21 protein-coding genes are annotated in these 23,162 nt (G+C 74.1%); 16 read left to right on the top strand and 5 right to left on the bottom strand.

Translation table 11 applies throughout. From position 1 onward, the window contains the following. Nucleotides 1-95 precede the first annotated feature (95 nt). The 11 genes from ACH4F6_RS23840 (at nt 96) to ACH4F6_RS23790 (ending at nt 11,781) form a co-directional block, all read left to right on the top strand. Nucleotides 96-758 carry a UbiX family flavin prenyltransferase gene (locus ACH4F6_RS23840; RefSeq protein WP_397962317.1) on the top strand — a complete coding sequence of 221 codons (663 nt, stop codon included), beginning with the start codon at nt 96-98 and terminating at the stop codon, nt 756-758. 87 nt (nt 759-845) lie between these two features. Then, nucleotides 846-1,301: an Lrp/AsnC family transcriptional regulator gene (locus ACH4F6_RS23835; protein ID WP_397962316.1), complete on the top strand. Its 456-nt coding sequence runs from the start codon at nt 846-848 to the stop codon at nt 1,299-1,301. 92 nt (nt 1,302-1,393) lie between these two features. After that, nucleotides 1,394-2,557 carry an aminofutalosine synthase MqnE gene (gene mqnE, locus ACH4F6_RS23830; protein WP_397962315.1) on the top strand — a complete coding sequence of 388 codons (1,164 nt, stop codon included), beginning with the start codon at nt 1,394-1,396 and terminating at the stop codon, nt 2,555-2,557. A 138-nt stretch (nt 2,558-2,695) separates the two neighbouring features. Next, nucleotides 2,696-3,220 carry a GNAT family N-acetyltransferase gene (locus tag ACH4F6_RS23825; protein ID WP_397962314.1) on the top strand — a complete coding sequence of 175 codons (525 nt, stop codon included), beginning with the start codon at nt 2,696-2,698 and terminating at the stop codon, nt 3,218-3,220. 94 nt (nt 3,221-3,314) lie between these two features. Beyond that, nucleotides 3,315-3,614, top strand: coding sequence for a DUF4229 domain-containing protein (locus ACH4F6_RS23820; protein ID WP_397962313.1), 300 nt, complete (start codon nt 3,315-3,317; stop codon nt 3,612-3,614). Nucleotides 3,615-3,744: 130 nt separating this feature from the next. Beyond that, a complete protein-coding gene (locus tag ACH4F6_RS23815; RefSeq protein ID WP_397962312.1) occupies nt 3,745-4,323 on the top strand; it encodes a hypothetical protein in 579 nt (192 codons plus the stop codon). An 85-nt stretch (nt 4,324-4,408) separates the two neighbouring features. Next, nucleotides 4,409-5,059: a TetR/AcrR family transcriptional regulator gene (locus ACH4F6_RS23810; RefSeq protein WP_397962311.1), complete on the top strand. Its 651-nt coding sequence runs from the start codon at nt 4,409-4,411 to the stop codon at nt 5,057-5,059. A 63-nt stretch (nt 5,060-5,122) separates the two neighbouring features. Beyond that, entirely contained in the window at nt 5,123-6,394 is a 1,272-nt protein-coding gene (locus tag ACH4F6_RS23805; RefSeq protein WP_397962310.1) for a toll/interleukin-1 receptor domain-containing protein, read from the top strand. Then, complete coding sequence (locus ACH4F6_RS23800) at nt 6,387-7,418, top strand: AAA family ATPase (protein ID WP_397962309.1); 1,032 nt, start codon at nt 6,387-6,389, stop codon at nt 7,416-7,418. The genes ACH4F6_RS23805 and ACH4F6_RS23800 overlap by 8 nt, the downstream gene beginning before the upstream one ends. Then, on the top strand, nt 7,415-8,419 hold the full coding sequence (locus ACH4F6_RS23795) for a hypothetical protein (protein ID WP_397962308.1): 1,005 nt from the start codon (nt 7,415-7,417) through the stop codon (nt 8,417-8,419). Before ACH4F6_RS23800 ends, ACH4F6_RS23795 begins: the two co-directional genes overlap by 4 nt. Beyond that, nucleotides 8,416-11,781, top strand: a complete 3,366-nt coding sequence (locus tag ACH4F6_RS23790; RefSeq protein ID WP_397962307.1) for a GntR family transcriptional regulator — start codon at nt 8,416-8,418, stop codon at nt 11,779-11,781. Before ACH4F6_RS23795 ends, ACH4F6_RS23790 begins: the two co-directional genes overlap by 4 nt. On the opposite strand, the gene ACH4F6_RS23785 is transcribed toward ACH4F6_RS23790, so the two are convergent. Both ACH4F6_RS23785 and ACH4F6_RS23780 read right to left on the bottom strand, forming a co-directional pair. Then, nucleotides 11,776-12,633 (bottom strand): MaoC family dehydratase, encoded by an 858-nt coding sequence (locus tag ACH4F6_RS23785; protein ID WP_397962306.1) that lies wholly within the window; start codon nt 12,631-12,633, stop codon nt 11,776-11,778. The two genes, ACH4F6_RS23790 and ACH4F6_RS23785, sit on opposite strands and share 6 nt — an antisense overlap. A 3-nt stretch (nt 12,634-12,636) precedes the next feature. Beyond that, nucleotides 12,637-13,944, bottom strand: coding sequence for a 3-oxoacyl-ACP reductase (locus ACH4F6_RS23780; protein WP_397962305.1), 1,308 nt, complete (start codon nt 13,942-13,944; stop codon nt 12,637-12,639). An 80-nt stretch (nt 13,945-14,024) separates the two neighbouring features. Here ACH4F6_RS23780 and ACH4F6_RS23775 point away from each other — a divergent pair, with 80 nt between their 5' ends. The 3 genes from ACH4F6_RS23775 to ACH4F6_RS23765 all read left to right on the top strand — a co-directional run bounded on the left by ACH4F6_RS23775 (nt 14,025) and on the right by ACH4F6_RS23765 (nt 18,049). Continuing rightward, the gene (locus ACH4F6_RS23775) at nt 14,025-15,311 is read left to right on the top strand and encodes an acetyl-CoA C-acetyltransferase (RefSeq protein ID WP_397962304.1); all 1,287 of its coding nucleotides are present in this window, start codon (nt 14,025-14,027) and stop codon (nt 15,309-15,311) included. 303 nt (nt 15,312-15,614) lie between these two features. After that, nucleotides 15,615-17,543 (top strand): AMP-dependent synthetase/ligase, encoded by a 1,929-nt coding sequence (locus ACH4F6_RS23770; protein ID WP_397962303.1) that lies wholly within the window; start codon nt 15,615-15,617, stop codon nt 17,541-17,543. Nucleotides 17,544-17,584: 41 nt separating this feature from the next. Next, nucleotides 17,585-18,049, top strand: a complete 465-nt coding sequence (locus ACH4F6_RS23765) for a hypothetical protein (protein ID WP_397962302.1) — start codon at nt 17,585-17,587, stop codon at nt 18,047-18,049. A 180-nt stretch (nt 18,050-18,229) separates the two neighbouring features. On the opposite strand, the gene ACH4F6_RS23760 is transcribed toward ACH4F6_RS23765, so the two are convergent. From ACH4F6_RS23760 to ACH4F6_RS23750, 3 genes are all read right to left on the bottom strand, one after another. Next, a complete protein-coding gene (locus ACH4F6_RS23760; protein WP_397962301.1) occupies nt 18,230-18,877 on the bottom strand; it encodes a class I SAM-dependent methyltransferase in 648 nt (215 codons plus the stop codon). A 14-nt stretch (nt 18,878-18,891) separates the two neighbouring features. After that, on the bottom strand, nt 18,892-19,131 hold the full coding sequence (locus tag ACH4F6_RS23755) for a hypothetical protein (protein ID WP_397962300.1): 240 nt from the start codon (nt 19,129-19,131) through the stop codon (nt 18,892-18,894). Between the two features lie 668 nt (nt 19,132-19,799). Beyond that, entirely contained in the window at nt 19,800-20,003 is a 204-nt protein-coding gene (locus ACH4F6_RS23750) for a cold-shock protein (protein ID WP_003992177.1), read from the bottom strand. A gap of 286 nt (nt 20,004-20,289) precedes the next feature. Here ACH4F6_RS23750 and ACH4F6_RS23745 point away from each other — a divergent pair, with 286 nt between their 5' ends. Both ACH4F6_RS23745 and ACH4F6_RS23740 read left to right on the top strand, forming a co-directional pair. Next, nucleotides 20,290-21,135 (top strand): menaquinone biosynthetic enzyme MqnA/MqnD family protein, encoded by an 846-nt coding sequence (locus ACH4F6_RS23745; protein ID WP_397962299.1) that lies wholly within the window; start codon nt 20,290-20,292, stop codon nt 21,133-21,135. A 72-nt stretch (nt 21,136-21,207) separates the two neighbouring features. Further along, nucleotides 21,208-23,073, top strand: coding sequence for a serine/threonine-protein kinase (locus ACH4F6_RS23740; RefSeq protein ID WP_397962298.1), 1,866 nt, complete (start codon nt 21,208-21,210; stop codon nt 23,071-23,073). Nucleotides 23,074-23,162: the final 89 nt, after the last annotated feature.

Genomic DNA, 23,162 nt, shown 5'->3' with positions numbered 1-23,162 from the left:
CCCCGCTCCCCGTGGACCCCCACGCCCCCACCGGTCCTGAAGACCTTTCCGCCCACCGGTACGCTCAAGGTGTGAACGCAGGAGAAACGCAGCGCGTGCCTTGGATCGTGGGGGTGTCCGGGGCGTCCGGTACGCCCTATGCCGCCGCTGTCCTGCGGGCGCTGCTCGCGGCCGGCGAGAGCGTCGACCTGGTCGTCAGCCGGGCCTCGCGCCTCACGCTGCTCGACGAGACGGGGATCTCCTTCCGGGACGCGCACTGGCGGGACGACCTGCGGGAATGGCTCGCGCGGGGCGCCGACGGCAAGCCGGACGCCTTCGAGGCGGACCTCGACGCCGTCGGCGACCGGGTGCGGTACTGGGGCGCCGGGGACCTGGCCGCGGGGCCGTCCTCGGGCTCGTACGCGACGAAGGGGATGCTCGTCGTCCCCGCCTCCACGGCCTGTGTCGCGGGCGTCGCCCTCGGACTGTCCAAGGACCTCCTCCAGCGGGCGGCGAGCGTGACGCTCAAGGAGCGCCGGCCCCTCGTCGTCGCCGTGCGGGAGACCCCGCTGAACGGGCAGACGCTGCGTCACCTCGTCGCCCTGGACGACGCGGGCGCGAGCGTCGTGCCCGCCTCCCCCGCCTTCTACGCGGGCGCCACCCACATCCAGGACCTGGTCGACTTCGTCGCCGGCCGGGTCCTCGACGCGGCGGGCGCGCCGCACCGGCTCTACCGCCGGTGGGAGGGCGATCTCGGCGGCGCACGACGGCCCGCCTGACGCCGGACCCGGCGGCACCCTGCACCACCTTCAGGAACTGCGGAACCCCAAGAACTCTCAGACCTCTTCATCGGAAGGCTCGATCGCATGGACGCGGTGGACAGGCAGCTCATCCAGGCCCTGAGGGAGAACGGCCGGGCCTCGTACGCGGAGCTGGGGCGCCTCGTCGGCCTGTCGGGACCCAGCGTCACCGACCGCATCAACCGGCTGGAGGCGGCCGGGGTCATCACCGGCTACCGGGCCACGGTGAACGCCGCCTCCCTCGGCCTCGGCGTGACCGCCCTCATCGGCATCTCCCTCTCCGACGCGGCCGACCACGAGGACGTGGCCGCCCGGCTGAAGGACTTCCACGAGATCGAGGACTGCTGGTTCATCGCCGGCGACGACTCCTTCATGCTCAAGGTGCGGGCCGGCGACGTCGACGGCCTGGAGAGGATCATCCGGCGGCTCAGCGGCACCAAGGGCGTCTCCCGGACCCGGACGACGATCGTGCTCTCCACGAAGTGGGAGAACCGGGTGGGCGACCTCCCCGAAGAGGTCTAGGACGCGGGGCGCGTCCGGCGCCGTTCGGGGGGACCGCCCGCCCGGAGGGCGGGGGAGTACGGTGGGCGGAGTCTGTCTACGAGAGGATGACCATGGACGTCGGGCTCAAGCGCGAGCTGGAGGAGAAGGTCCGATCCGGTGAGCGGCTGACCCGTGAGGACGGCATCGCGCTGTACGAGTCGGACGACCTGGCGTGGCTCGGCGGGCTCGCCCACGAGGTGCGGACGCGGAAGAACGGCGACGTCGTCCACTTCAACGTCAACCGGCACCTCAACATGACCAACGTCTGTACGGCCTCCTGCGCGTACTGCTCCTTCCAGCGCAAGCCGGGCGAGAAGGACGCGTACACCATGCGCATCGAGGAGGCCGTCAAGCTCGCCAAGGCGATGGAGTCGGAGAACCTCACCGAGCTGCACATCGTCAACGGCCTGCACCCCAACCTGCCGTGGCGCTACTACCCGCGCTCGCTGCGGGAGCTGAAGGCGGCGCTCCCGAACGTGTCCCTGAAGGCCTTCACGGCCACGGAGATCCACCACTTCGAGACGATCTCCGGCCTGTCGGCCTCCGAGATCCTCGACGAGCTGATCGACGCGGGCCTGGAGTCCCTCACCGGCGGCGGCGCGGAGATCTTCGACTGGGAGGTCCGGCAGCACATCGTCGACCACCGCACCCACTGGGAGGACTGGTCGCGGATCCACCGCCTGGCGCACGAGAAGGGGCTCAAGACCCCGTGCACCATGCTCTACGGCCACATCGAGGAGCCCCGCCACCGCGTCGACCACGTCCTGCGCCTGCGGGAGCTCCAGGACGAGACGAACGGCTTCCAGGTCTTCATCCCGCTGCGCTACCAGCACGACTTCGTGGACATGAAGGACGGCAAGGTCCGCAACCGGCTCCAGGCCCGGACGCAGATGGCCACGGGCGCGGAGGCCCTGAAGACCTTCGCCGTCTCCCGCCTGCTCTTCGACAACGTCCCGCACGTCAAGGTCTTCTGGGTCATGCACGGCGTCCAGACCGCCCAGCTGGCCCTCCAGCACGGCGCCGACGACATGGACGGCTCGGTCGTCGAGTACAAGATCACCCATGACGCCGACAACTACGGCACCCCGAACAAGCTGACCCGCGAGGACCTCCTCGACCTCATCCGCGACGCCGGCTTCCGCCCGGTGGAGCGCAACACGCGGTACGAGATCATCCGCGAGTACGAGGGCCCGGACCCGGCACGCCGCGAGTCGCCGCAGCCGATGCGGGTGTGACCCGGAGGGGTCCCGCCCCTTCGACCCGTCCGGGGGGCGGTCCCCTGGACCCCGCCCGAGCCCGCCCCGCCGCCCGGCTCCGTCGGTGACGGGCGGGCACTCGGCGGCCGGCGCGGCCGTAAGTCCTACCATGGTCCGGTGTCCCTTACCTTCACTCTCGACCCCGCCGTCGGCCCCGCCCTGCGCGACGGCATCCTCGACCTGTGGACGGACGTCACCAACGCGGGCGGCGCCGTCGGCTTCGTGGCGCCGGTGACGCGGGAGGAGGTCCGGCCGGAGCTGGTCCGGCACCTCGTGGCGATGGCCGAGGGGCGGATGCGGCTGCTGGTCGGGCACGACGAGGCCGGCGAGGTGGCCGCGACCGCGTTCTTCGGGTTCAACACGCACCGGTTGAAGACGCACTGGGCGTGGCTGTACACGGTGATGGTGCACCCGCGCCACCAGGGCCGGGGCCACGGGCGCGACCTGCTGGCCGCCGCCGAGGGCGCGGCCCGCACCTTCGAGGGCATCGAGGCGATCCAGCTCAGCTGCCGCGGCGGCCTCGGTCTGGAGCGTTTCTACGGCTCCTGCGGCTACAAGGAGGTCGGCCGCGTCCCCGCCGCGATCCGCGTGGCCGAAGGGGACGACCGCGACGACGTCACCATGCTGCTGCCGCTGCTGTGACCGCCCGGCCCCCCGGCCACCCCCCTGCAAGATCGGCCGTCCGACGTGCTTCACTGGACGACGGTCCGTTGTGGAATCGGAAGAGTGGATTGAGATGCTCCGCTACACGTTGATGCGCCTCGGTGTCTTCGCGGGCTGCCTCGTGGCCGTCTGGGGGCTCGTCTACTTCGGTGTGGTCCCGCGCGGCCTCGGCGACTCCAACGGGATGTGGATCGTCCTGCTCGCGCTGGTCCTCTCCGCCCCCATCAGCTTCGTCGTGCTGCGCAAGGAGCGCGACCGCGCCTCGGAGACGGTCGTGCGCCGGGTGGACCGGATGAAGGCCGGCCTGGAGGCCAACCGGTCGCAGGAGGACGAGGCCGTGGACGCCGCCCGCCCGCGGGAACAGGCGTCGTAGGTCCCGCGTCCGCCGGAGCGGCGCGTCGACAAGTCCAGTCGGGGCCGGAGTGTCCGCACGCCCGGCCCGCCCGGAAAACCTATTCTCCAAAAAGTAGGAAAAGGGCATAAAACTGGACAAAGGACCTGGGATGCTCACAAGAGCCGCCTTCTCTCTCCTCGCCGCGGCGTCACTCGTCACCGCGCTCGCCGCGCCCGCGGCCGCTCGGTCCGGCGCCGACGACGGCCACGACACGCCCCCCGGCGGAACGCTCATCATCACCAACGGCGACCACAACACCATCGCCGGACGTGACCTCCTCACGGGCAGCAACCACACCGCCGGCACCGGACACAGCGTCGGACTCGCGAGCCCCGACGTGCTGACCGTGTACCAGATCACCAACGCGACCGGCGGGCCCATCGTCTACGCCCAGTGCCAGAGCCGGAACCCCTGCACGATCACCCCGGGCACGGGCACCAGGATCGAGGCCGGGCAGACCAGCGCGGGCTTCACCGGGGACAACGTCTTCGTCAACTTCGCGCTCGGCTCGGTCGACGCCCAGGGACGGATCACCGCCACCGGCGGCCTCGCGCTCCCCAGGGAGTACCCCGACGGCCTCTGCGACTTCGCCACGAACGTGACCTGCACGAGCACCGCGAGCAGCCCCGAACCGTACAACGCGACCGTCACCGTCACCGCGATCACCGGACCGCCGCCCAGCTCCTGACCCGTGCCGGGAACGGGCCGGCACGGCCCGGACCGTGCCCGGTCGTCCGGCCGGGCACCCCGGCGCCCCCAACTAGGCTGGTCCCATGGGTGCCGTGAAGACCAAGCGGATGCCGCGTGCGGTCCGTGAGCAGCAGATGCTGGACGCAGCTGTGGAGATCTTCGGGCGGCGGGGGTACACGGCCGCCTCCATGGACGAGATCGCCGAACTCGCGGGCGTGTCCAAGCCGTTGGTGTACCTGTACCTGAACTCCAAGGAAGACCTCTTCACCGCCTGCATCCGGCGCGAGGCCAAGGCCCTGGTCGAGGCGGTGCGCGCGGGCGTGCACACCGGCCTGCCGGCCGACCGCCTGCTCTGGCACGGCCTGCTGGCCTTCTTCGCCCACACCGCGGAGCACCCGCACGCCTGGTCCGTGCTGCACCTCCAGGCCCGCACCCACGGCGAGCCCTTCGCCGCCGAGGTCGCCGCGATGCGCGCGGAGATCGTCGCGTTCGTCACCGGGCTGATCGCCGTCGCCGCCCGCGACGCGCACCGCGACCCCGACCTGCCCGCCCACGAGGTCGCCGGCCTCGCCGAGGCCCTGGTCGGTGCCGCCGAGTCCCTCGCCGCCTGGGCCAACGCCACCGAGGGCGTCACGGCCCGCCAGGCCGCGGCGACCCTGATGAACTTCGCCTGGGCCGGGCTGGGCGACCTGATGGAGGGGCGCCCCTGGCCGGCTCCCGTGTCCGACGGTTGACGCTGCGTCACACGAGCTGCCAACCTCGACCGGGGGATGCGAGGGCGGGGTGGGTAGCGGTCCATGCACATGGCGTTCATCAGCCACAGCGATCACGACGGGACGGGCAACGCCCGCAGCGTGACGAGAGCCGTCAAGGAACGGCTGACCGACCAGGGCTGGGCCGTCAAGGTGGACATGGACGACCTGCGCCCCGGAGACCTGTGGCGCGACCGGCTGTACCAGTACCTCGCCGAGTGCCGCGCCGCCGTGGTCCTGCTCAACCGGGCCGCCCTGACCTCCCCGTGGGTCCGCCGCGAGGTCAACATGCTGCTGTGGCGCAAGGCGCTGGGCTCACCGGTGACGCTCGTCCCCGTCCTGCTGGACGGGGTCACCTCCGCGGACATCCGGGGCACCGACATGGCGCAGATCCTGGAGCTCCAGGCCTTCAGGAAGCCCAGACCCGACGGGCTGCTCGTCGCGCAGGACACGGCCGACGACCGGCTCTCGCCCGAGGACCTCGCCGAAGAGGTGGCGAAGAGGCTGACCATCGCGGCGGGGGAGCCGCTCCGGGACGACAGCTCGCTGATGTACATATGGCTGGACGGCATCGTCTCCTGCCTCGGCCGGGTCAGGGAGGGGGCGGCGCTGCACGCCGCGGCCCGCGAGCTGACGGAGGACGACACCCAGCCGTTCGTCACCGCCGACGAGGGCCGTCAGTTCCTCGCCCGGCGCATGCTGGGCCGGACGCCCAGTACCAGCATCTACAACGCCCTCACGAACATAGGCCGGTTGGTCGGCCCGGACCTCGGTGTGCTCGTCGGACTCCTGGCCCCCGTCTGGGTCGACCCCGAAGCCGCCGGACAGCTCCTGTCCACCGGCGGCGACCGGGTCATCGCGGCGGTCAACACCAGCAGCCCCGACATCGGCACCCGCTACGTCCAGCGCGCCTCCTGCTGCCACCTGCAGTACCAGGTGGCGCAGGTCAGCCTGGTGGATCCGGAGACGTTCGTCGCGGACTGCGAGGCGGCCCTCAGGCCCAAGGTGGGCCTGGAGAAGGACCAGCCGCTGGACGGCGTGGGCCCGTTCGGCAAGGACGTCGTCTTCCTCGTCGTCGATCCCGCCGGCCGGCCCGCGCGCCGCGCCGTGCAGCTGGTGAGCGAGCTGGCCGGGGCCCACACCTGGCTCAACGTCCTCGTGCTCACCGGGGACGAGGTGCCGGACGAGGACTGGCGGTGCGGGCAGGACCGGGTCCGGTTCCTGCGGCCCGCGCTGGACCGGGCGGACGAGACCGACGCCGACCGGTACGACCGCATGCTGCGGACCATGGCCGACAGGGTGGGCCCCCATGCCTGACGGCGAGGAAGAGGAGAAGGGACCCGCCGTGGCCGAGAAGCCCACCGTCGCACCGACGTCCTCCGCGCCCGTGGACCACGGTGACGGCAGGGCGTACGTCGTCTCCCCGGAACTCGGCCTGGCCGTCGACGTGGCGCTCGCCACGGACCGGCCCCTGCTGCTCAGGGGCGCCCCCGGCTCGGGCAAGTCGTCGTTCGCCGCGCACGTCGCCTGGGAACGCGGATGGCGCTACTACGAGCACGTGGTCACCTCCCGCACCCAGGCCGAGGACCTGCTGTGGACGTACGACCACGTCCGCCGCCTCGGTGACGCCCAGGCGCAGCGGCTCGCGGACACACGGGCCTACGTGGAGCCGGGCGTGCTGTGGTGGGCGTTCGACTCCGCCTCGGCGAGGACCCGCGGGCGCCGGCCGGACGCCGGGCCGCCCGCGGACGTCGCCGCGGCGAGGGAACCGTACGCCGAGATCAACGCCACCCGCTCGCCCCGCGGCACGGTCGTCCTCGTCGACGAGATCGACAAGGCGGATCCCGACCTCCCCAACGGCCTGCTGGTACCGCTGGGCAGCGGGCGCTTCCAGGTCACCCAGACCGGCGACTCCGTCCAGCGGTGCCGGCCGGACGGCGCCGGCGACGCGGGCGAGGGCGACGACGGCGGCGAGGGCGCCGCCCTCCTGATCGTCGTCACCACGAACGAGGAGCGCGAACTGCCCGGCGCGTTCCTGCGGCGCTGCCTCAGCGTCACGCTCCCCGAGCCCACGGCGGACAAGCTGGTCGAGGTGGCCGCATGCCACCTCGAGACCTACGGGACGGGCTGGGACCGGCGGGACCTCGTCGTCGCCCGGGCGCTCGCCGGGGCGCTGGTCGCCGAGCGGGAGAAGGCCGAGCACGACGGCACCCGTCCGCCCAGTACGGCCGAGTTCCTGGACGCCTTCCAGGCGTGCCGCCGGCTGGAGGTCACCGAGTCGGACCCCCGCTGGGAGATGCTCGTGAACATGGCCCTGCTGAAACGGACGGACCAGTGGTGAGCGGGCGGCCGGAGGTCTGGCTGAGCGACCTGCTGAAGGCGCTCACCGCTCTGGACGCGGATCCGGAGCTGGCGGTCGTGATCGCGTCGCTGCTCGGCCTGGAGCCGGTGCCTCCCCGGCCGGTGCCCCCGGCCCGCGAACCGCGGCCGGGGGACGAACCGGGCCCGGTGTTCCGTCTCCCCGCGGCGGACGGCGGGCCCGCCCGCATCCCCGGGACCGGGCCCGAGCCGGGAGAGGACCGGGAGGCGCCCGCACCGGAGCCCCGCGTACCGGCCGTCCTCTTCCCCCCGCTGGTGCGGGTCTCCGCCGGACCGCCGCCGGCCGTGGACTGGGAGGGGACGCCCACCCTGCCGGAGCGGACGACCGGCCGGCCGGCCCGCGCCCTCGAACCGCTCCTGCCGCCCCGCGCCGCGCCGGCCGTCCTGCGCGGCGCCCTCGCCACCCGCACCCCGGTCGGCGGGGCCCCCGACGTCGGCGCCCTGGTCGACGCCGTCGCCCGGGGCGTCGCCTGCCGGGAGCTGCCGCGCGTGCCCCGCTCCACGCTCCGGTTCGGCGTCCAGGTGCTGGTCGACCTGGGCGACGGCATGGCGGCGTTCGCCGACGACCAGGAAGCCGTCGTCGACCAGCTCGGGGGACTGATCGGCGTCGAACACCTGGAGGTCCTGTACTTCGCGGACTGCCCCCTGCGGGGCGCGGGCCGGGGCGGGCGGGCCGGCTGGCTCCCGTACCGGCCGCCGGCCCGGGGGACCCGCGTCCTGCTCCTGTCCGACCTCGGACGGGCGGGCCGCGCACAGCGCCTGCACGCCGCGTCCGTACGGGACTGGCGCGGCTTCCTCGACAGGGTGCACCGGGCCCAGTGCACGGCCGTCGCCCTCGTGCCGTTCCCGGCGCACCGGGTGCCGAGCGGGCTGCGCAACCGGCTGGCCGTGCTGCCCTGGGACCGCCGGACCACGGCGGCCGCGGTCGCCGCGGAACTCAGGAAGACGCGGAACCCGTCGTGACGTACGACCTCGCCGCGGCCCTGAGCGTGGCGGTGCGCGCCGAGCCCGCGCTCATCAGGGCCGTGCGGCTGCGGGCCTTCCCCCGGCTGGGCGTCGAGGCCGAGACCGACCTGTGGTTCAGCGACCTGGTCCGCACGCGGGCGCCGAGCGGTCTGGTCCTCAGGCCGCAGGAGCGGCCCGGCCTCCTGCGGCGGCTGGGGGACCTGCTCGCCAGGGCTCCCGCGGCGGATCCCCTGCACCAGGTGGGGGACATCGTCGACGAGGTCCACACCCATCTCTCGCCGGCCCTCAGACTCGAGGAGAAGCTGAACTGGCTGACCGCCACCGGCCGGACGGACGAGCTCGACGCGGCCCTCAGACCGGCGCTGAGGTCGGTGGTCACCGAGAACCGCACCAGCGTCACGGAGTGGTTCGCCGCCGCCTGGGAGCGCCTCCCCCAGGCGGTCCGCGACACCCCCACCGCGTGGAAGATGGCGCAGCTCTCCCGCCACCTGTTCACCGACAGCCGCGCCCTCGCCTCCTTCCGCGTGCCCCCCGGCGTCGAGGACGCCGTCGAGCCGGCCCACCTCGTCGGGGACGTGCACCTCGGCGTCCGCCGGCGGAACGGGCAGATCGAGATCGGCGACCTCGCCCCTTCCGCGGACGCGCGCAGCGTCCCGGTGCCGGACACCCACCCGAGACTGCTCGGCGTCCTGGACGCGGAGGACAACACCGTCCTCGAACTGACCCTGGCCGAGGGCGGGTACGCCACCCGCCCGGTCCCGCCCGGCCCGCTGCGGCTGCGCACCGCGCGGGGCGCTGTGTTCCAGCTGCCGGACGCCGAGGCGGACGCGGAGCGGCGTCACCCGTTCCCCCACGTGTTCTGCGGCATCGGCGTCGACCGGTACGAGGACCCGCAGCTGTCACCGCTCAGGGTGAATCAGCAGCTGGAGGCTCTGGCGGAGTGGTGGGGCTCGGACCGGCTGGGCGACCGCCGCTTCGCGGACGTCGATCCGCGCCGGACGGACGCGCCGGACCACAGGTCGGTCCGGCGCGTGCTGGACGCCATGGTCAGGTCCCCGCGGGAAGCACGGGAGACGACGGGATACGCGGGTGTCATCGTCGTGGCGGCCCACGGCCTCACCTCACCGCGCGGCGACCACTACATCGCCTGCCGCGACACCCGGACGGACGCGCTCCCCACGACCGCCCTGGCCGTTCAGGAGCTGATGGAACACCTCGGTCGGCTGTCCCTGCGGCACTGCCTCGTCGTCCTCGACGTGGAGGCTTCGGAGAGCACGGCGGACCCGGTGGCCGACATCGCACCGGGGCCCGTGCGGCGCGTCGTCACGTCACTGCTCGAAGGGATCGGCAGGGGAGACCTTCCGGTGGGCGGATTCCTGCCGCCCCAGCGCTCACTGGCACAGGAGTACGACGTCTCCCGCGACACCGTGCAGCGAGCACTGAGGACACTGGTCGACCGCGGCATCCTGGAGACGCGGCAGGGCAGCGGCACGCGTGTCATCAGGGCGCCGTCCCCCGACCTCGTCCCCCCGCGGGACGACGGGACGAACCTCGTCGTCCTCGTCCCCCCGTCGGGTGTCCGGGCGGGTGAGCTGACCCGTGCCGTGGCCGAGGTCCTGGACGATCTCACCCGCGGACCGTCGAGCAGCGGAGCGGATGCCGGAGAGCCTTTCCTGGGGATCGACTTCTTCGTCCATCAAGTGCGAGGGAAACTGGGGACGGAAGTCCATGTCCTGGGCGAGACGTGGGCGGGCCCGCACTTCTGCCTCCCCAACCCCCGCTACGACCCGCGGCAATGGGGGAGCCGGCGGACCGAACCCACCCCGGACTCCCTCGTCCCCGCCGTTCCCTTCTACCGCGAGCTGGTCACGAACAGCGATCCCGGCGCCTATCTGCCCCACCTGGCCGGAGAACTGGTCCGTTCCGCACTGCGGTCGGCACGGCGAGGCCGGCTGGAAGAGGCGTTGCAGAGCCTGGAAGAGGGGATCCACCACTACCGCTTCCTCACCGAGGACACGGCGAGGACGTCCCCGTTCCCGCGTGCCGTCCTGGGACGCGGCCACGTGCGCGCCCTCGCCGAGTACGCGAAGCTCCTGTCGGGGCCGGAGCTGGACCGGGGCGACGACGCGCTGGACGCCCTCACCGAGGCGATCGGGGTCAGCCGCGCACTGGCTCAGGACGACCCGGCCGGCCACCTGCCCGACCTCGCCGACTGCCTCGACCTCCTGGCCCTCCAGCAGGGGCGGCTGGGCCGGGCCGAGGAGGCACTGCAGTCCACCGCCGAGGCGGTGCGGATCCGCCGCGGCCTCGCCGAGGCGGATCCGCACGGCCGTCTCGTCGGGCTCGCCGCCAGTCTGCGGACGCTGGCGGTTCAGCAAGGCCGTCTGGGCCGGGACGACGAGGCCCTGTCGGCCGCCTCCGAGGCCGTCGAGCTCCAGCGCGAGCTACGGCGCACCCAGGCGGTCGATCCTTCCGCTCTCGCCTCGTCCCTGCAGACGCTGGCCGTCCAGTACGGGCGGGTGGGCCGTGTCGAGGACGCCCTGCAAGCCGTCACCGAGGCCGTGGACCTCTGCCGCGGCCAGGCCCGGCTCGACCTCGACGACGCTTCGTCCGACCTCGCCGAAAGCCTGCACACGTGGGCCGTGCAGCTGGCACGGCTGGGCCGGTACGGGGAGGGGGACGCGGTCGTCTCCGAGGCCGTGGACCTCCGCCGCCGGCTGACCGCCGCCGGTTTCGAGGCCCATGCCGCCGCCCTGGCCGAGAGCCTCGACCTCCTGGCCGTTCACCGGGGGAACCGGAGCCGGCGCGAGGACGCCCTGGAGGCCGCCCACGAGGCCGTGGCCCTCCGCCGCGACCTGGCCCGGCGCAACCCGCGGGCCCATCTGCCCGCCCTGGCCGAGAGCCTGGTCAACCTGGCCGTCCAACTGGACGGGGCGGGACGGAGGGAGACGGCCCTCCAGGCCGTCACGGAGGCCGTCGGCCTCCTGCGCGAGCCGGCCGCGCACCTGCCGGAGGCCCACCTCCCGCAGCTCGCCGCCGGCCTCCGCGTCCTGGCCGGTCTCCTGGGGAGCGAGGGGCGGTACGAGGAGGCCCTCACCGCCGCCACCGAGGCGCTGGCCGCCTTCCGGCACCTGGCCGCGCGTCGCCCCGAGGCCCATCTGTCCGGCCTCGCCGCCGCCTTGCACGTCATGGCCGTCCAACTGCACGGCCTCGGCCGGCGCGAGGAGGCCCTGACCGCCGTCGCCGAAGCCGTCGCCCTGCGCAGGCAACTGTCCGACGCCCGGCCGACGGCACATCAGGGTGACGTGCGAGCCTCCCTGCGGCTCAGGGAGGAGATCGCGGCCACCCCGCCGTCATGAGGTGAGCGGGTCCACCCGTCCGCTGACGTGGACCCGTCCGCCCTCCGCCGCCTCCCGCAGCTCGAAGCGCCCGCCGTCCGAGGCGAAGGCGACCGTGCCCGGGAGCAGGACGGGGGCCCGGAACTCGGCGCGCACCCGTACCGCCTGGGGCGTTCCGTGGGCCGCGAGGCAGCGGGCCGCCGTCCACATGCCGTGGGCGATGGCGCGGGGGAAACCGAAGAGGCGGGCGGTGAGGGGGTGGAGGTGGATGGGGTTGCGGTCGCCGGAGGCGGCGGCGTAGCGGCGGCCCACGTCGGCGGCGAGCCGCCACTCCTCGAGGACGGGGAGGGGCGCCGCCGGCGCGGGCGGTGAGGGCTGCCCGGGCGGAGCGGACCGGGGGGTGCGGTGCCGGGCCAGGTAGGTGCTGCGCGACTCCCAGACCGTCTCGCCGCCGTCCCGCAGGACGGTCGCCACGGCCGCCTCGGTGCCCCGGCGGTGCGGGGACAACGACTCGACGTGGACGCCGAGTTCGTAGGCGCCGCCGGCCGGCAGGGGGCGGTGGCGGGTGATCTCGATCGACGTGTGGACGAGGCCCAGCAGGGGGAGCGGGAAGTCCCGGCCGCTCATCAGGCGCATGGCGAGGGGGAAGCCGAGGACGTGCGGGTAGGTGACCGGCAGGGTGTCCTCGCCGGTGCGGAAGCCGCAGACCCGCTCGTAGGCGGCCAGTTGCGCCAGGTCGGCGCGCAGGCCGGGCAGCAGCAGGCGGGCGCGCGGGTAGTCGGCGTCCGGGCGCGGGCGCTTGAACGGGGACAGCAGGGCGCCGCGGGCCAGCAGCGGCGCGAGGGCGGGCGGGCTCGTCAGGGTCGTCGTCACCTCTCACGCCCCCAGCAGGCTCTGGCCGCACACCCGGACGACCTGTCCGTTGACCGCCCCGGACGCCGGATGCGCGAGCCAGGCGGTCGTCTCGGCGACGTCGACGGGCAGCCCGCCCTGGGCCAGGGAGTTCATGCGGCGGCCCGCCTCGCGGATGAGCAGCGGTACCGCGGCCGTCATCCTCGTCTCGATGAAGCCCGGCGCGACCGCGTTCACCGTCACCCCGTGCTCGGCGAGCGCGCGCGGCGCGAGGGCGCGGACCAGGCCGGCGACGCCCGCCTTGCTCGCGCCGTAGTTCGTCTGCCCCGCGTTGCCGGCGAGCCCGGCGATGGAGGCGGTCGCCACGATCCGCCCGCCCGGCCGCAGGGCGCCCTCGGCGAGCAGCGCGTCGGTGGTGCGCAGCACGCTCGCGAGGTTGACGTCGAGGACGGAACTCCAGCGGTCGGCGGGCATGTTGACCAGTCGTCGGTCCCGGGTGACGCCCGCGTTGTGGATCAGCACGTCCAGTCCGTCGGGGAGTTCGGCGGCGATGCGCTCGCCCGCGTCGGCGGCCGTGATGTCCAGGGCGAGGGCCCGCCCGCCCAGCCGGTCGGCGACCCGGCGGGCGTCCGGCTCGGCCTGCGGCACGTCGAGCACGACGACCCGGGCGCCGTCCCGGGCCAGGGTCTCGGCGACCGCCTCGCCGATGCCGCGGGCGGCGCCGGTGACGAGGGCGGTGCGGCCGGCCAGGGGACGGTCCCGATCGACGGCGTCCGCTTCGCCCACCGGTCCCGCGCCCACGCCGATCACCTGGCCGCTGACGTAGGCCGACTTGGGGGAGAGGAGGAAGCGCAGGGTGGACTCGGCGGCGGCCGCGTCGGTCAGGCGGACCAGGTTCACGGTCCTGCCCCGGCCGATCTCCTTGCCGAGGGAGCGGGTGAAGCCCTCCAGCGCCTGCTGGACGGCCGCCCGGTGGTGGTCCCCGGCGTCGAGGGGCGCGCCCAGCACCACGATCCGTCCGCTCGCCGCGACCGACCCCACGACCGGGTGCAGGGCCGCGTGCACCTCGGCGAGCGTGTCGACGTCCCGGACGCCGGTGGCGTCGAGGACGACGGCGGCCGGGTCGGACGCCGCGGCCGTCAGCCCCGTACGGGCCAGGACGGGCGCCAGGTCGAGCGCGGACGTCCCGGCCGTGAGGTGGAGCAGGCCGCCGTCGAGGGACGGGTGCTGCGGGGACCAGCGCCGGAGCGCCGCCGGCTGGGGCAGGCCGAGCCGCCGCGTGAGGAAACGGCCGGGGGCGGTGGCGGTGAGGCCCAGATAGCGGTCGGCCACGTCCAACTCCTCGCTTGATTCTTACTTTAGAGTAAGGTTACCGAGGGTAAGCCTATGTCAAAGGTGAGGAGCTGGTCGAGATGAGCCCCGTGAACCGGCCGGAGGTCCGTCGCGTGGCGGTCGTCGGCGGCACCCGTGTCCCGTTCGCCCGCTCCGACGGCCCGTACGCCACCGCCTCCAACCAGGAGATGCTGACGGCGGCGGTCGACGGCCTGGCGGCCCGGTACGGGCTGGACGTCCCCGGCTCGGTCGGCGAGCTGGTCGCCGGCGCCGTCCTCAAGCACAGCCGCGACTTCAACCTCGCCCGCGAGACCGTCCTCGGCTCGACGCTGGACGCGCGCACCCCCGCGTACGACGTCCAGCAGGCCTGCGGCACGGGACTCCAGGCCGTCGTCGCCGCCGCCAACAAGATCGCCCTCGGCCAGACCGAGTCGGCGGTCGCGGGCGGCGCCGACACCGCCAGCGACGCCCCGCTGGGCGTCAACGACCGCCTGCGCCGCATCCTGCTGGAGGCGCGGCGGGCCGGGTCGGCGGGGGCCCGCCTCAAGGCCCTCGCGCGGGTGCGCCCCTCCCACCTGGTCCCCGACATCCCGCGCAACGCCGAACCGCGCACCGGGCTGTCGATGGGCGAGCACGCGGCGGTCACCGCCCGCGCCTGGGGCATCGGCCGCACGGCCCAGGACGAACTGGCGGCGGCCAGCCACCAGCGGCTGGCGGCCGCCTACGACCGCGGCTTCTTCCGGGACCTGGTGGTCCCCTTCCGCGGCCTCACCCGCGACCAGAACCTGCGCCCCGACTCGACGGTGGAGAAACTGGCCCGGCTGAAGCCGGTGTTCGGCCTCGACGGCCCCGAGCCGACGATGACGGCGGGCAACTCGACACCGCTGACGGACGGCGCGGCCGTGGTGCTGCTGGCCTCCGAGGAGTGGGCCGAGGCGCGCGGCCTGGAGCCGCTGGCCTACCTGACCGCGTACGAGACGGCGGCCGTGGACTTCGTGCGCGGTGACGTCGCGGGCGGCGAGGACGGGCTGCTGATGGCGCCCGCGCACGCGGTGCCGCGCATGCTGGAGCGGGCCGGCCTCGGCATCGAGGACTTCGACCTGGTCGAGGTCCACGAGGCCTTCGCCTCCCAGGTGCTGGCCACGCTCGCGGCCTGGGAGAAGCGGGGGCTGGCGCCGGTCGACCGGGACCGGCTGAACGTGGCGGGCTCGTCCCTCGCCACCGGCCACCCCTTCGCGGCGACCGGCGCCCGGATCGTCGCCACGCTCGCCGAGCTGCTCGCCGAGCGGGAGGGGCCGGCCCGCGGCCTCGTCTCCGTGTGCGCGGCCGGCGGCCAGGGGGTGACGGCGATCCTGGAACGGGCCTGAGCAAGGGGTCGGGGGCGTCACCGTCCGGGACCGGCGCCGGCGCAGGACATGACCGTCGCGCAGCCGTCCTCCCTTGCGGGGACACGAACCTGAGGGTCGCTCACCAACCCTCCGAGGTTGCACACCCCCGGCCCCGGATCATCCCCGAACGCTCACAGACCCCCCATGTCAGCCCCGTACCCTCCCCCTATCCGGCCGGTGGTAACCCCCTTCTCCGGGGGGATCCGGTGAACGCCTCGACCCGAGAGGCACGTACTTCAGGCAGCAAGCAGTTGTACGAACTGCACGCCCAGGGAGCCGCCCGTGTCCACGTCCACGCCGTACCCAGACAGCGCCGAGGCCTACGTCGACCGCGACGCTCCCCCCACCTTCGTGGCACCCGAGACGCGACGGCTGGACGGCGCCGTGCGGGAGGCCGCCGTGCCGGCCTTCGCGCGCCGGGTGACCCACGGGTCGCTGGCCGACCTGCCCTTCGAGAACGCGGACGCGGCCCCGCACGCGGTGGTCCTCAGCCGCAGGGCGCCGGACGGCACCTGGGCGGACGTGACGGCGGAACGATTCGCCGCCGAGGTGCACGCCGTGGCCAGGGGGCTCGTGGCCGAGGGCCTGATGCCGGGCGACCGCATCGCCATCATGGCCCGCACGACCTACGAGTGGACCCTGCTCGACTTCGCCGCCTGGGCCGCCGGCCTGGTCACCGTCCCCGTCTACCCCACCTCCTCCGCCTTCCAGGTCCGCTGGATCCTCCAGGACTCCGGCGCGGTCGTCCTGGTCACCGAGACGGTCGGACAGGCGGCGGCCATCGGCCCCGAACGCGACCGGCTGCCCGACCTCCGCCACGTGTGGGTGATGGAGAAGGGCCACGTCGAGGACCTCGCCGAAGCGGGCGGGCACATCCCCGACGCCGAGGTCGACATCCGCCGGGGCATGCTGGTCCCCGACACCCTCGCGACCCTCATCTACACCTCCGGCACCACGGGCCGCCCCAAGGGCTGCGCCCTCTCCCACGGCAACTTCTTCGCCGAGGTCGACAACGCGATCGAACTGCTCCACCCGGTCTTCAGGTCGTCCGGCGACGACCTCTCCGTCCTCCTCTTCCTGCCCATGTCCCACGTCTTCGGCCGGATGGTCGCCATCGCCTGCGTCCGCGCCCGCGTGCGCCTGGGCCACGCCCCGAGCCTGAGGCCGGAGGAACTCCTGCCGGACCTGGCGGCGTTCAGACCCACCTGTCTGCTCACCATCCCGTACATGCTGGAGAAGATCTTCAACACGGCCCGCGCGAAGGCGGAGTCGGGCGGCCGGGTCGCCACCTTCGACCGCGCGGTCAACGCGGCCGTCCGGTACGGCGAGGCGGTCGAGGCGCAGAAGACCGGCACCGGAAACGGCCCCGGCGCCGCCCTCCGCGCGGCCCGCACCCTCTACGACCCACTGGTCTACCGCCGCATCCGCAGCGCCATGGGCGGCCGCGTCCGCCACGTGATCTGCGGCGGCTCCCCGCTGGGCCGCCGCCTCGCCGCGTTCTACCTGGGCGCCGGCATCGAGATCTACGAGGGCTACGGCCTCACGGAGACGACCGGCGCGTCGACCGTGACGCCGCCGCTGCGGCCGCGCCTGGGCACGGTGGGCTGGCCCCTGCCCGGCACGAAGATCCGCATCGCCGCCGACGGCGAGATCCTGATCGCCGGCGACCACGTCCTGCGCGGCTACTGGGATCCGGCGGCCGGCGGCGTCGTCCCCGCCGCCCCCGACGGCTGGCTCGCGACCGGCGACCTGGGGGAGCTGGACGACGAGGGCTACCTGACCATCACCGGCCGCAAGAAGGAGCTGATCATCACGACGGGCGGCAAGAGCGTCGCCCCCGCCCCGCTGGAGAACTGGCTGCGCTCCCACCCCTTGATCTCCCAGGCCATGGTGGTCGGCGACGGCCGCCCCTACGTCTCCGCCCTGATCACCCTCGACCCCTACGGCCTCACCCACTGGCGCCAGATGAACGGCAAGCACCCCGTGCCGCCGGAGCTGCTGATCGGCGACGAGGAACTCGACGCCGTCCTCCAGCGGGCGGTGGACGAGGCCAACAAGCTGGTCTCCCGCCCCGAGTCGATCCGCCGCTTCGCCGTCCTGCCCCGGGACTTCACCGAGACGGACGGCCACCTCACCCCCTCCATGAAACTGCGGCGCGAGGCGATCATGCGGGACTTCGCGGACGTGGTGGAGGGTCTCTACCCGCAGTAATGCGTTCGCGGGGCGGGGCCGTTCCCGGGAGGATGCGGCCCGTGAACCGCATCGAGTTCTTCCACTACCCGTGGGCCGAGCACCCCGTCTCCCTCCTCTGGGGCGTCCGGGTCGACGGCAGGGACCTCCGCGCGTACGCGGCCGACGCGACGCGCGAGCTGTGGCGGCGGGAGCTGGAGGGGGAGTTCGACGACGACGAGGCGGAGCTCGCCGAGACCGTACGCGACCAGCACGACGGCCTCGGCGTGGCCGACTTCGCCGACCGCCCCGCCCACTTCCTGACCCCCGCGGACAGCGCCCCGCTCCTCGGCTGCTCCTGCGGCATCTGGGGGTGCTGGCCCCTCCTGGCCCGCATCACCGCGACGCCGACGACGGTGACCTGGTCGTCCTTCCACCAGCCGCACCGCCCGCACTGGGGCGAGCTGGCGATTGGCCCGTTCACCTTCGAACGCGGGGCGTTCGAGGCGACGTCGGCGAATCCGGCGGTCACTTCACGGCGTGCGTGAGGAAGCGGGCCCGGGCGGCGGGGGGAGGGCGAGGTGGGGGCCGTCCGCGGCCTTGGAGCCGCGGACGTGGATGCTGGTGGGGGAGGCGGCTGCTTCCGGGCATTCGCCGCCTCCGCCGTCGTGTCCCGGTCGGCCGGCGCACACCCTTCCGCCCGGCCGCCGGGTGCCCGCCCGTTCGGGTCAGGGCTTGCGTGCGATGAGGCAGGCCTGGCGGACGTTCTCGCCGCGGTCCGGGTCCGGCTCGCGTACCGTCCGGACGCGGACGTCGAAGCCGGCCGACGTCAGCAGGCCGGCCATCGTCTCGGGGCGTCGCCGCAGGAAGTCGAGGGCCACCGGGTGGCCCCAGGGCCGGTCGTGGCGGCGGGGCTCGTCGCCGGCCTGGAAGGCGAGCAGCAGATGGCCGCCCGGGGTCAGGACGCGGTGGAACTCCGCGAAGAGGGCGGGGAGTTCCTCCACCGGGGTGTGGATGGAGGAGTAGTAGGAGACCACGCCGTCGAGCGAGCCGTCCGCGTGCCCGTCCAGGTCCAGCATCGAGCCCTGCTCGAACCGGATCGCCGGGTTCTCCCGGCGCGCGATCGCCAGCATCGACTCCGAGAGGTCGAGTCCGTACACCGACAGGCCCCGGGCGGCGAGGTACCCGGTGACCCGCCCGGGGCCGCAGCCCAGGTCGGCCACCTTTCCGCCCTCGCCCACGAGTTCGGCGTACGCGGTGAGGACGGCGCGGTCCAGCGGCAGGGCGGCCAGCGGGTCCCGGAAGTGCTCGGCGTAGTCGTCGGCGACGGCGTCGTAGAACGTGCGGGTGGCGGTGAGGAAGTCGGCGTCGGTCATGGCCGGGAGCCTATTCAGGCCGACCGGTCGTCGCCCTCGCTTCGGCCGTCGTCGGCCGGATCGCGCGCGGTGCGTCCGGCGGAGGCCCCGATGGCCGTGCCCAGGCCCAGGCCCAGGGCGAGGCCGAGGCCGAGGTCGTCGAAGACGGTCAGCCCGAGCGCGACGCCGAGGGCGGTGCCGACCGAGATGCCGAGCGCCAGCCGGTTCACCGGCGTTCCGGGGGAAGGGCCGCCGCCCCGTTCCGTGTCGTCCACACGATCAGCTTGTCACGTCGCGCCCGCCGCCCGCAGCCCCGCCGTCGCCGGCACCACCACGGCGAACGGCGCCCGCTTCCCCCTCCCGGCCGCGTCCGAACGGGGAACCCCCGTCGCCGGCACGCCGTCGATCGGCGCCCCGGCCGGCCGCGCCCACCCGGCGACGCCCCCGCCCCCGGTCGGCGCGCGCCCGTCGCAGGCGGGGCCACCGCCTCGGCCGACAGGGGGAAACAACCAGGTGAGGGCTTGCGGCACCGGCGCCCGGACCGGCGGTCCGCCGGTGACGGCGATCGCGCCGAACGAGACGTCGACCACTCCATCGGCGAGCCGGTCGAGTGAACCGTCCCGGACGCACGGCCCCGTACCGGGGCGACGTGCCCCCCTCGTACGGGGCGCCGGGAACGGCCTTCGTGCTCGTCGTGCAGCACGTGTGAAGGGCGAGAGGGAAGGCGAAAGAGGGCGAAAGGGAGTGGGGGAGGGGAAAGCGAAAGGGGTGGCGAAAGGGGAGAGGGCGGAAGAATTCGCCGGGAATTCATCCGGGCGTACGGCGGGCCGGGGCGGCGGGGCCCGGGAAAGGCGGGAGCCCGGAAAAGGCAGGAGCCCCGTGCCGGACGGCGCGGGGCTCCTTGGGTACTGCTTTCAGACTGCGATCACACGAGGTGTGACGATCACACGGGGGTGACGTTCTCCGCCTGCGGGCCCTTCGGGCCCTGGGTCACGTCGAAGGAGACCTGCTGGTTCTCCTCGAGGGAACGGAAACCCGAGGCGTTGATCGCGGAGTAGTGGACGAAGACGTCGGGGCCGCCGCCTTCCTGGGCGATGAAGCCAAAGCCCTTTTCGGCGTTGAACCACTTCACGGTTCCGGTAGCCATAAGCCCTCCTTGGGCTCAAAGGGTTGCCCTGCTCCAGAACCTGCAAGTGTGAAAACAGTGCTGCACAACTGCATCCTTCTGAAAACGTCAAGAGCCCGCGGTCACATGCTCCGCAGGCTCTGTACTGCAAGGGAAACCAAACTGCAACTTGCGGCGAGCCTAGCACGCGGGCAGCCGAATGCAATAGGGGTCAAGATCACGTCACCCGGATGTTTGAAGATCCGGGGAGGGGGTTGACCAGGGGGCCGGAGTCCGCAGCGTACCGGACGGGGTCTAGTCTCGCGATGTGGACAATTCTCGCACCCGGCCGCGCGTCGGCCACATCCAGTTCCTGAACTGCCTGCCCCTCTACTGGGGGCTCGCGAGAACCGGCACCCTCCTCGACTTCGAGCTGACCAAGGACACTCCGGAGAAACTCAGCGAGCAGATCGTGCGGGGAGACCTCGACATCGGGCCGGTCACCCTCGTGGAGTTCCTGAGGAACGCGGACGACCTGGTCGCCTTCCCCGACATCGCCGTCGGCTGCGACGGCCCGGTGATGTCCTGCGTGATCGTCTCGCAGGTCCCGCTGGAGCGGCTGGACGGCGCCCGCGTCGCCCTCGGCTCGACCTCGCGCACCTCCGTGCGCCTGGCGCAGCTGCTGCTGGCGGACCGTTTCGGCGTCTCGCCGGACTACTACACCTGCCCGCCCGACCTCAGCCTGATGATGCAGGAGGCCGAGGCCGCGGTGCTGATCGGCGACGCGGCGCTGCGGGCGAACCTGGTGGACGGCCCCCGGTACGGCCTGGAGGTGCACGACCTCGGGGCGCTCTGGAAGGAGTGGACCGGCCTGCCGTTCGTCTTCGCGGTCTGGGCCGCCCGCCGCGACTACCTGGAGCGCGAGCCGGTCATCACCCGCCAGGTCCACGAGGCCTTCCTCGCCTCCCGCAACCTCTCCCTGGAGGAGGTCGGCAAGGTCGCCGAGCAGGCCGCCCGCTGGGAGGCGTTCGACGAGCGGGTGCTGGAGCGGTACTTCACCACCCTCGACTTCCGCTTCGGCGCACCCCAGTTGGAGGCGGTCGTCGAGTTCGCCCGCCGCGTCGGCCCGACGACCGGCTTCCCGGCGGACGTGAAGGTGGAGCTGCTGAGCTGACCCCGCGCCGTGTCCCGCCCCGGCCACTACCCTGCTGGGCAGTCGAGGCGTGACGGGGGAGAGGGGAACGCCATGCAGCCGCTCGGAGCCGACGAACCCACGGAGATCGGGCCCTACCGGCTGCTCGGCCGGCTCGGGTCCGGCGGGATGGGACGGGTCTACCTGGGGCGCAGCGCCGGGGGCCGCACGGTCGCCGTGAAGGTCGTCCACCCGCACCTCGCCCTCGACGAGGAGTTCCGCGCGCGGTTCCGGCGCGAGGTGGAGGCCGCCCGGAGGGTCGGCGGCGACTGGACCGCGTCGGTGCTGGACGCCGACCCGGAGGCGGGCGTGCCCTGGGTCGCCACGGCGTACGCGGCCGGCCCCTCGCTCGCGGCGGCGGTCGCGGGCGGAGGCGCGCTGCCCGGGCACACCGCGCGGGTGCTGGGGGCCGGGCTCGCGGAGGCGCTCGCGGCCGTCCACGCGCTGGGGCTCGTCCACCGGGACGTCAAGCCGTCCAACGTCCTGCTGACCGTCGACGGCCCCCTCCTGATCGACTTCGGCATCGCCCGCGCCACCGACGGGACGGCCTCGCTCACCTCGACCGGGGTGTCGGTCGGCTCGCCCGGTTACATGGCCCCCGAGCAGATCCTCGGCAAGGGCGTCACGGGCGCGGCCGACGTCTTCTCGCTCGGGGCGGTGCTGGCGTACGCGGCGACCGGGGAGCCGCCGTTCCCCGGGGACTCCTCGGCCGCGCTGCTCTACAAGGTCGTGCACGAGGAGCCGGTGCTCGGACGGCTGGACGGCGAGCTGCGGGACGTCGTCGCGGCGTGCCTGGTGAAGGATCCGGGGGCGCGGCCGGCCCCGGAGGAGGTGGCCCGGCGGCTCGCCCCGCAGGGGGCGGCGCGGCTGGTGGCGGACGGGTGGCTGCCGGGGGCGGTCGTCGAGCAGGTGGGGCGGCGCGCCGTGGAGCTGCTGAACCTGGAGGCCGCGGGGGCCGTGGCGACGGGCGCCGGGGGCGGTGCGGGCCCGTTCGCGGGACCGGCGGCCGGACCGGTGTCCGGGCCCGTGGAGTTCAGCAGTCCGTCGGTGCCGGCGGGCCAGGCGCCCACCGCGGCGCCGGCGTCGGCGTCCGGGCCGGCGCGGACGGACGCGACGGCGGGGGACGTCCGGACGCCTTCGACGGTGGGCGAGTTCGGGCCGCCGCCCGTGATGCCGGGGGCGACTCCGGCGGACGCGGTGCCCGCGCCCCGGCGGGACGGACGGAGCGGGGAGAGCGGGGGACGGTCCGGGGAGGAGGCCGGGGAAGGGCCCGCGGGCCGGTCCGGCGAACGGCCCGGGAAGGTCTCCGTGACCCTGGCGGCCGCCGCCACACCGGGCGAGGGCGGCCGCGGAAGACGGCTGAGCTGCACCGTCGCGCTGGCGGTCGCGGGGGCGATGGCCGCGGTGACGGTGGGGTCGGCGTTCCTGTTCGACCTGCTGCCCGGACGGTCCGGGGACACGGGGAGCGGCTCCGCCGACGGCGCGTACCCCTCGACGGCCCCGGCCGCCACGCCGACCACGGGCGACGACGACCCCGCCGGCCCCGAGCCCTCCGGCGCCGGACCGTCCGCGCTGCCCGCCCGCTACGTCGGCACCTGGGAGGGCCCGGGCAGCGGTCTCGGCGGCTCGCTGCCCATGGGGACCTTCCGGCTGACGGTCCGGCAGGCGGAGGTGGGCGACGAACTGGGCGAGCTGCGCCAGACGGACGTCCTCGGCCTGGTCTGCCGCGACCTGCTGACCCTGAAGCAGGTCACGGACAAGGAGGTCGTCGCCACGGCCGTGGGGGCCGGGTCCAACCACTCCGGCTGCAACCCCGAGCCCCACACCGTCCGGCTGACCCCGACCGGGGACGACCTCACCTTCCGCTCGGACAGCGCGGCCGAGGGCAGCCCGCAGGCGCGGATGGCGAAGGTCGAGTAGCCGCCGGAACGAGGAACCACCCGGTGGACCGCGCCGAAGGCCGGTCCCGGGCGGCCCGGTCGCCCCTCCTGCGGCGGTGACTGCCGCAA

This window comes from Streptomyces sp. NPDC017936, from assembly GCF_044328485.1.
In the GTDB taxonomy this organism is placed as follows: Bacteria; Actinomycetota; Actinomycetes; order Streptomycetales; family Streptomycetaceae; genus Streptomyces.
This window is presented reverse-complemented; position numbering and strand designations above follow the sequence as displayed.

Excerpts from the sequence above, each read along its gene's own strand:
- ACH4F6_RS23740 (WP_397962298.1), top strand. The coding sequence starts at position 21,208 with ATGCAGCCGCTCGGAGCCGACGAACCCACGGAGATCGGGCCCTACCGG.
- ACH4F6_RS23760 (WP_397962301.1), bottom strand. The coding sequence starts at position 18,877 with ATGACCGACGCCGACTTCCTCACCGCCACCCGCACGTTCTACGACGCC.
- ACH4F6_RS23805 (WP_397962310.1), top strand. The coding sequence starts at position 5,123 with ATGCACATGGCGTTCATCAGCCACAGCGATCACGACGGGACGGGCAAC.
- ACH4F6_RS23800 (WP_397962309.1), top strand. The coding sequence starts at position 6,387 with ATGCCTGACGGCGAGGAAGAGGAGAAGGGACCCGCCGTGGCCGAGAAG.
- ACH4F6_RS23750 (WP_003992177.1), bottom strand. The coding sequence starts at position 20,003 with ATGGCTACCGGAACCGTGAAGTGGTTCAACGCCGAAAAGGGCTTTGGC.
- ACH4F6_RS23810 (WP_397962311.1), top strand. The coding sequence starts at position 4,409 with ATGGGTGCCGTGAAGACCAAGCGGATGCCGCGTGCGGTCCGTGAGCAG.
- ACH4F6_RS23835 (WP_397962316.1), top strand. The coding sequence starts at position 846 with ATGGACGCGGTGGACAGGCAGCTCATCCAGGCCCTGAGGGAGAACGGC.
- mqnE (WP_397962315.1), top strand. The coding sequence starts at position 1,394 with ATGGACGTCGGGCTCAAGCGCGAGCTGGAGGAGAAGGTCCGATCCGGT.
- ACH4F6_RS23820 (WP_397962313.1), top strand. The coding sequence starts at position 3,315 with ATGCTCCGCTACACGTTGATGCGCCTCGGTGTCTTCGCGGGCTGCCTC.
- ACH4F6_RS23815 (WP_397962312.1), top strand. The coding sequence starts at position 3,745 with ATGCTCACAAGAGCCGCCTTCTCTCTCCTCGCCGCGGCGTCACTCGTC.
- ACH4F6_RS23775 (WP_397962304.1), top strand. The coding sequence starts at position 14,025 with ATGAGCCCCGTGAACCGGCCGGAGGTCCGTCGCGTGGCGGTCGTCGGC.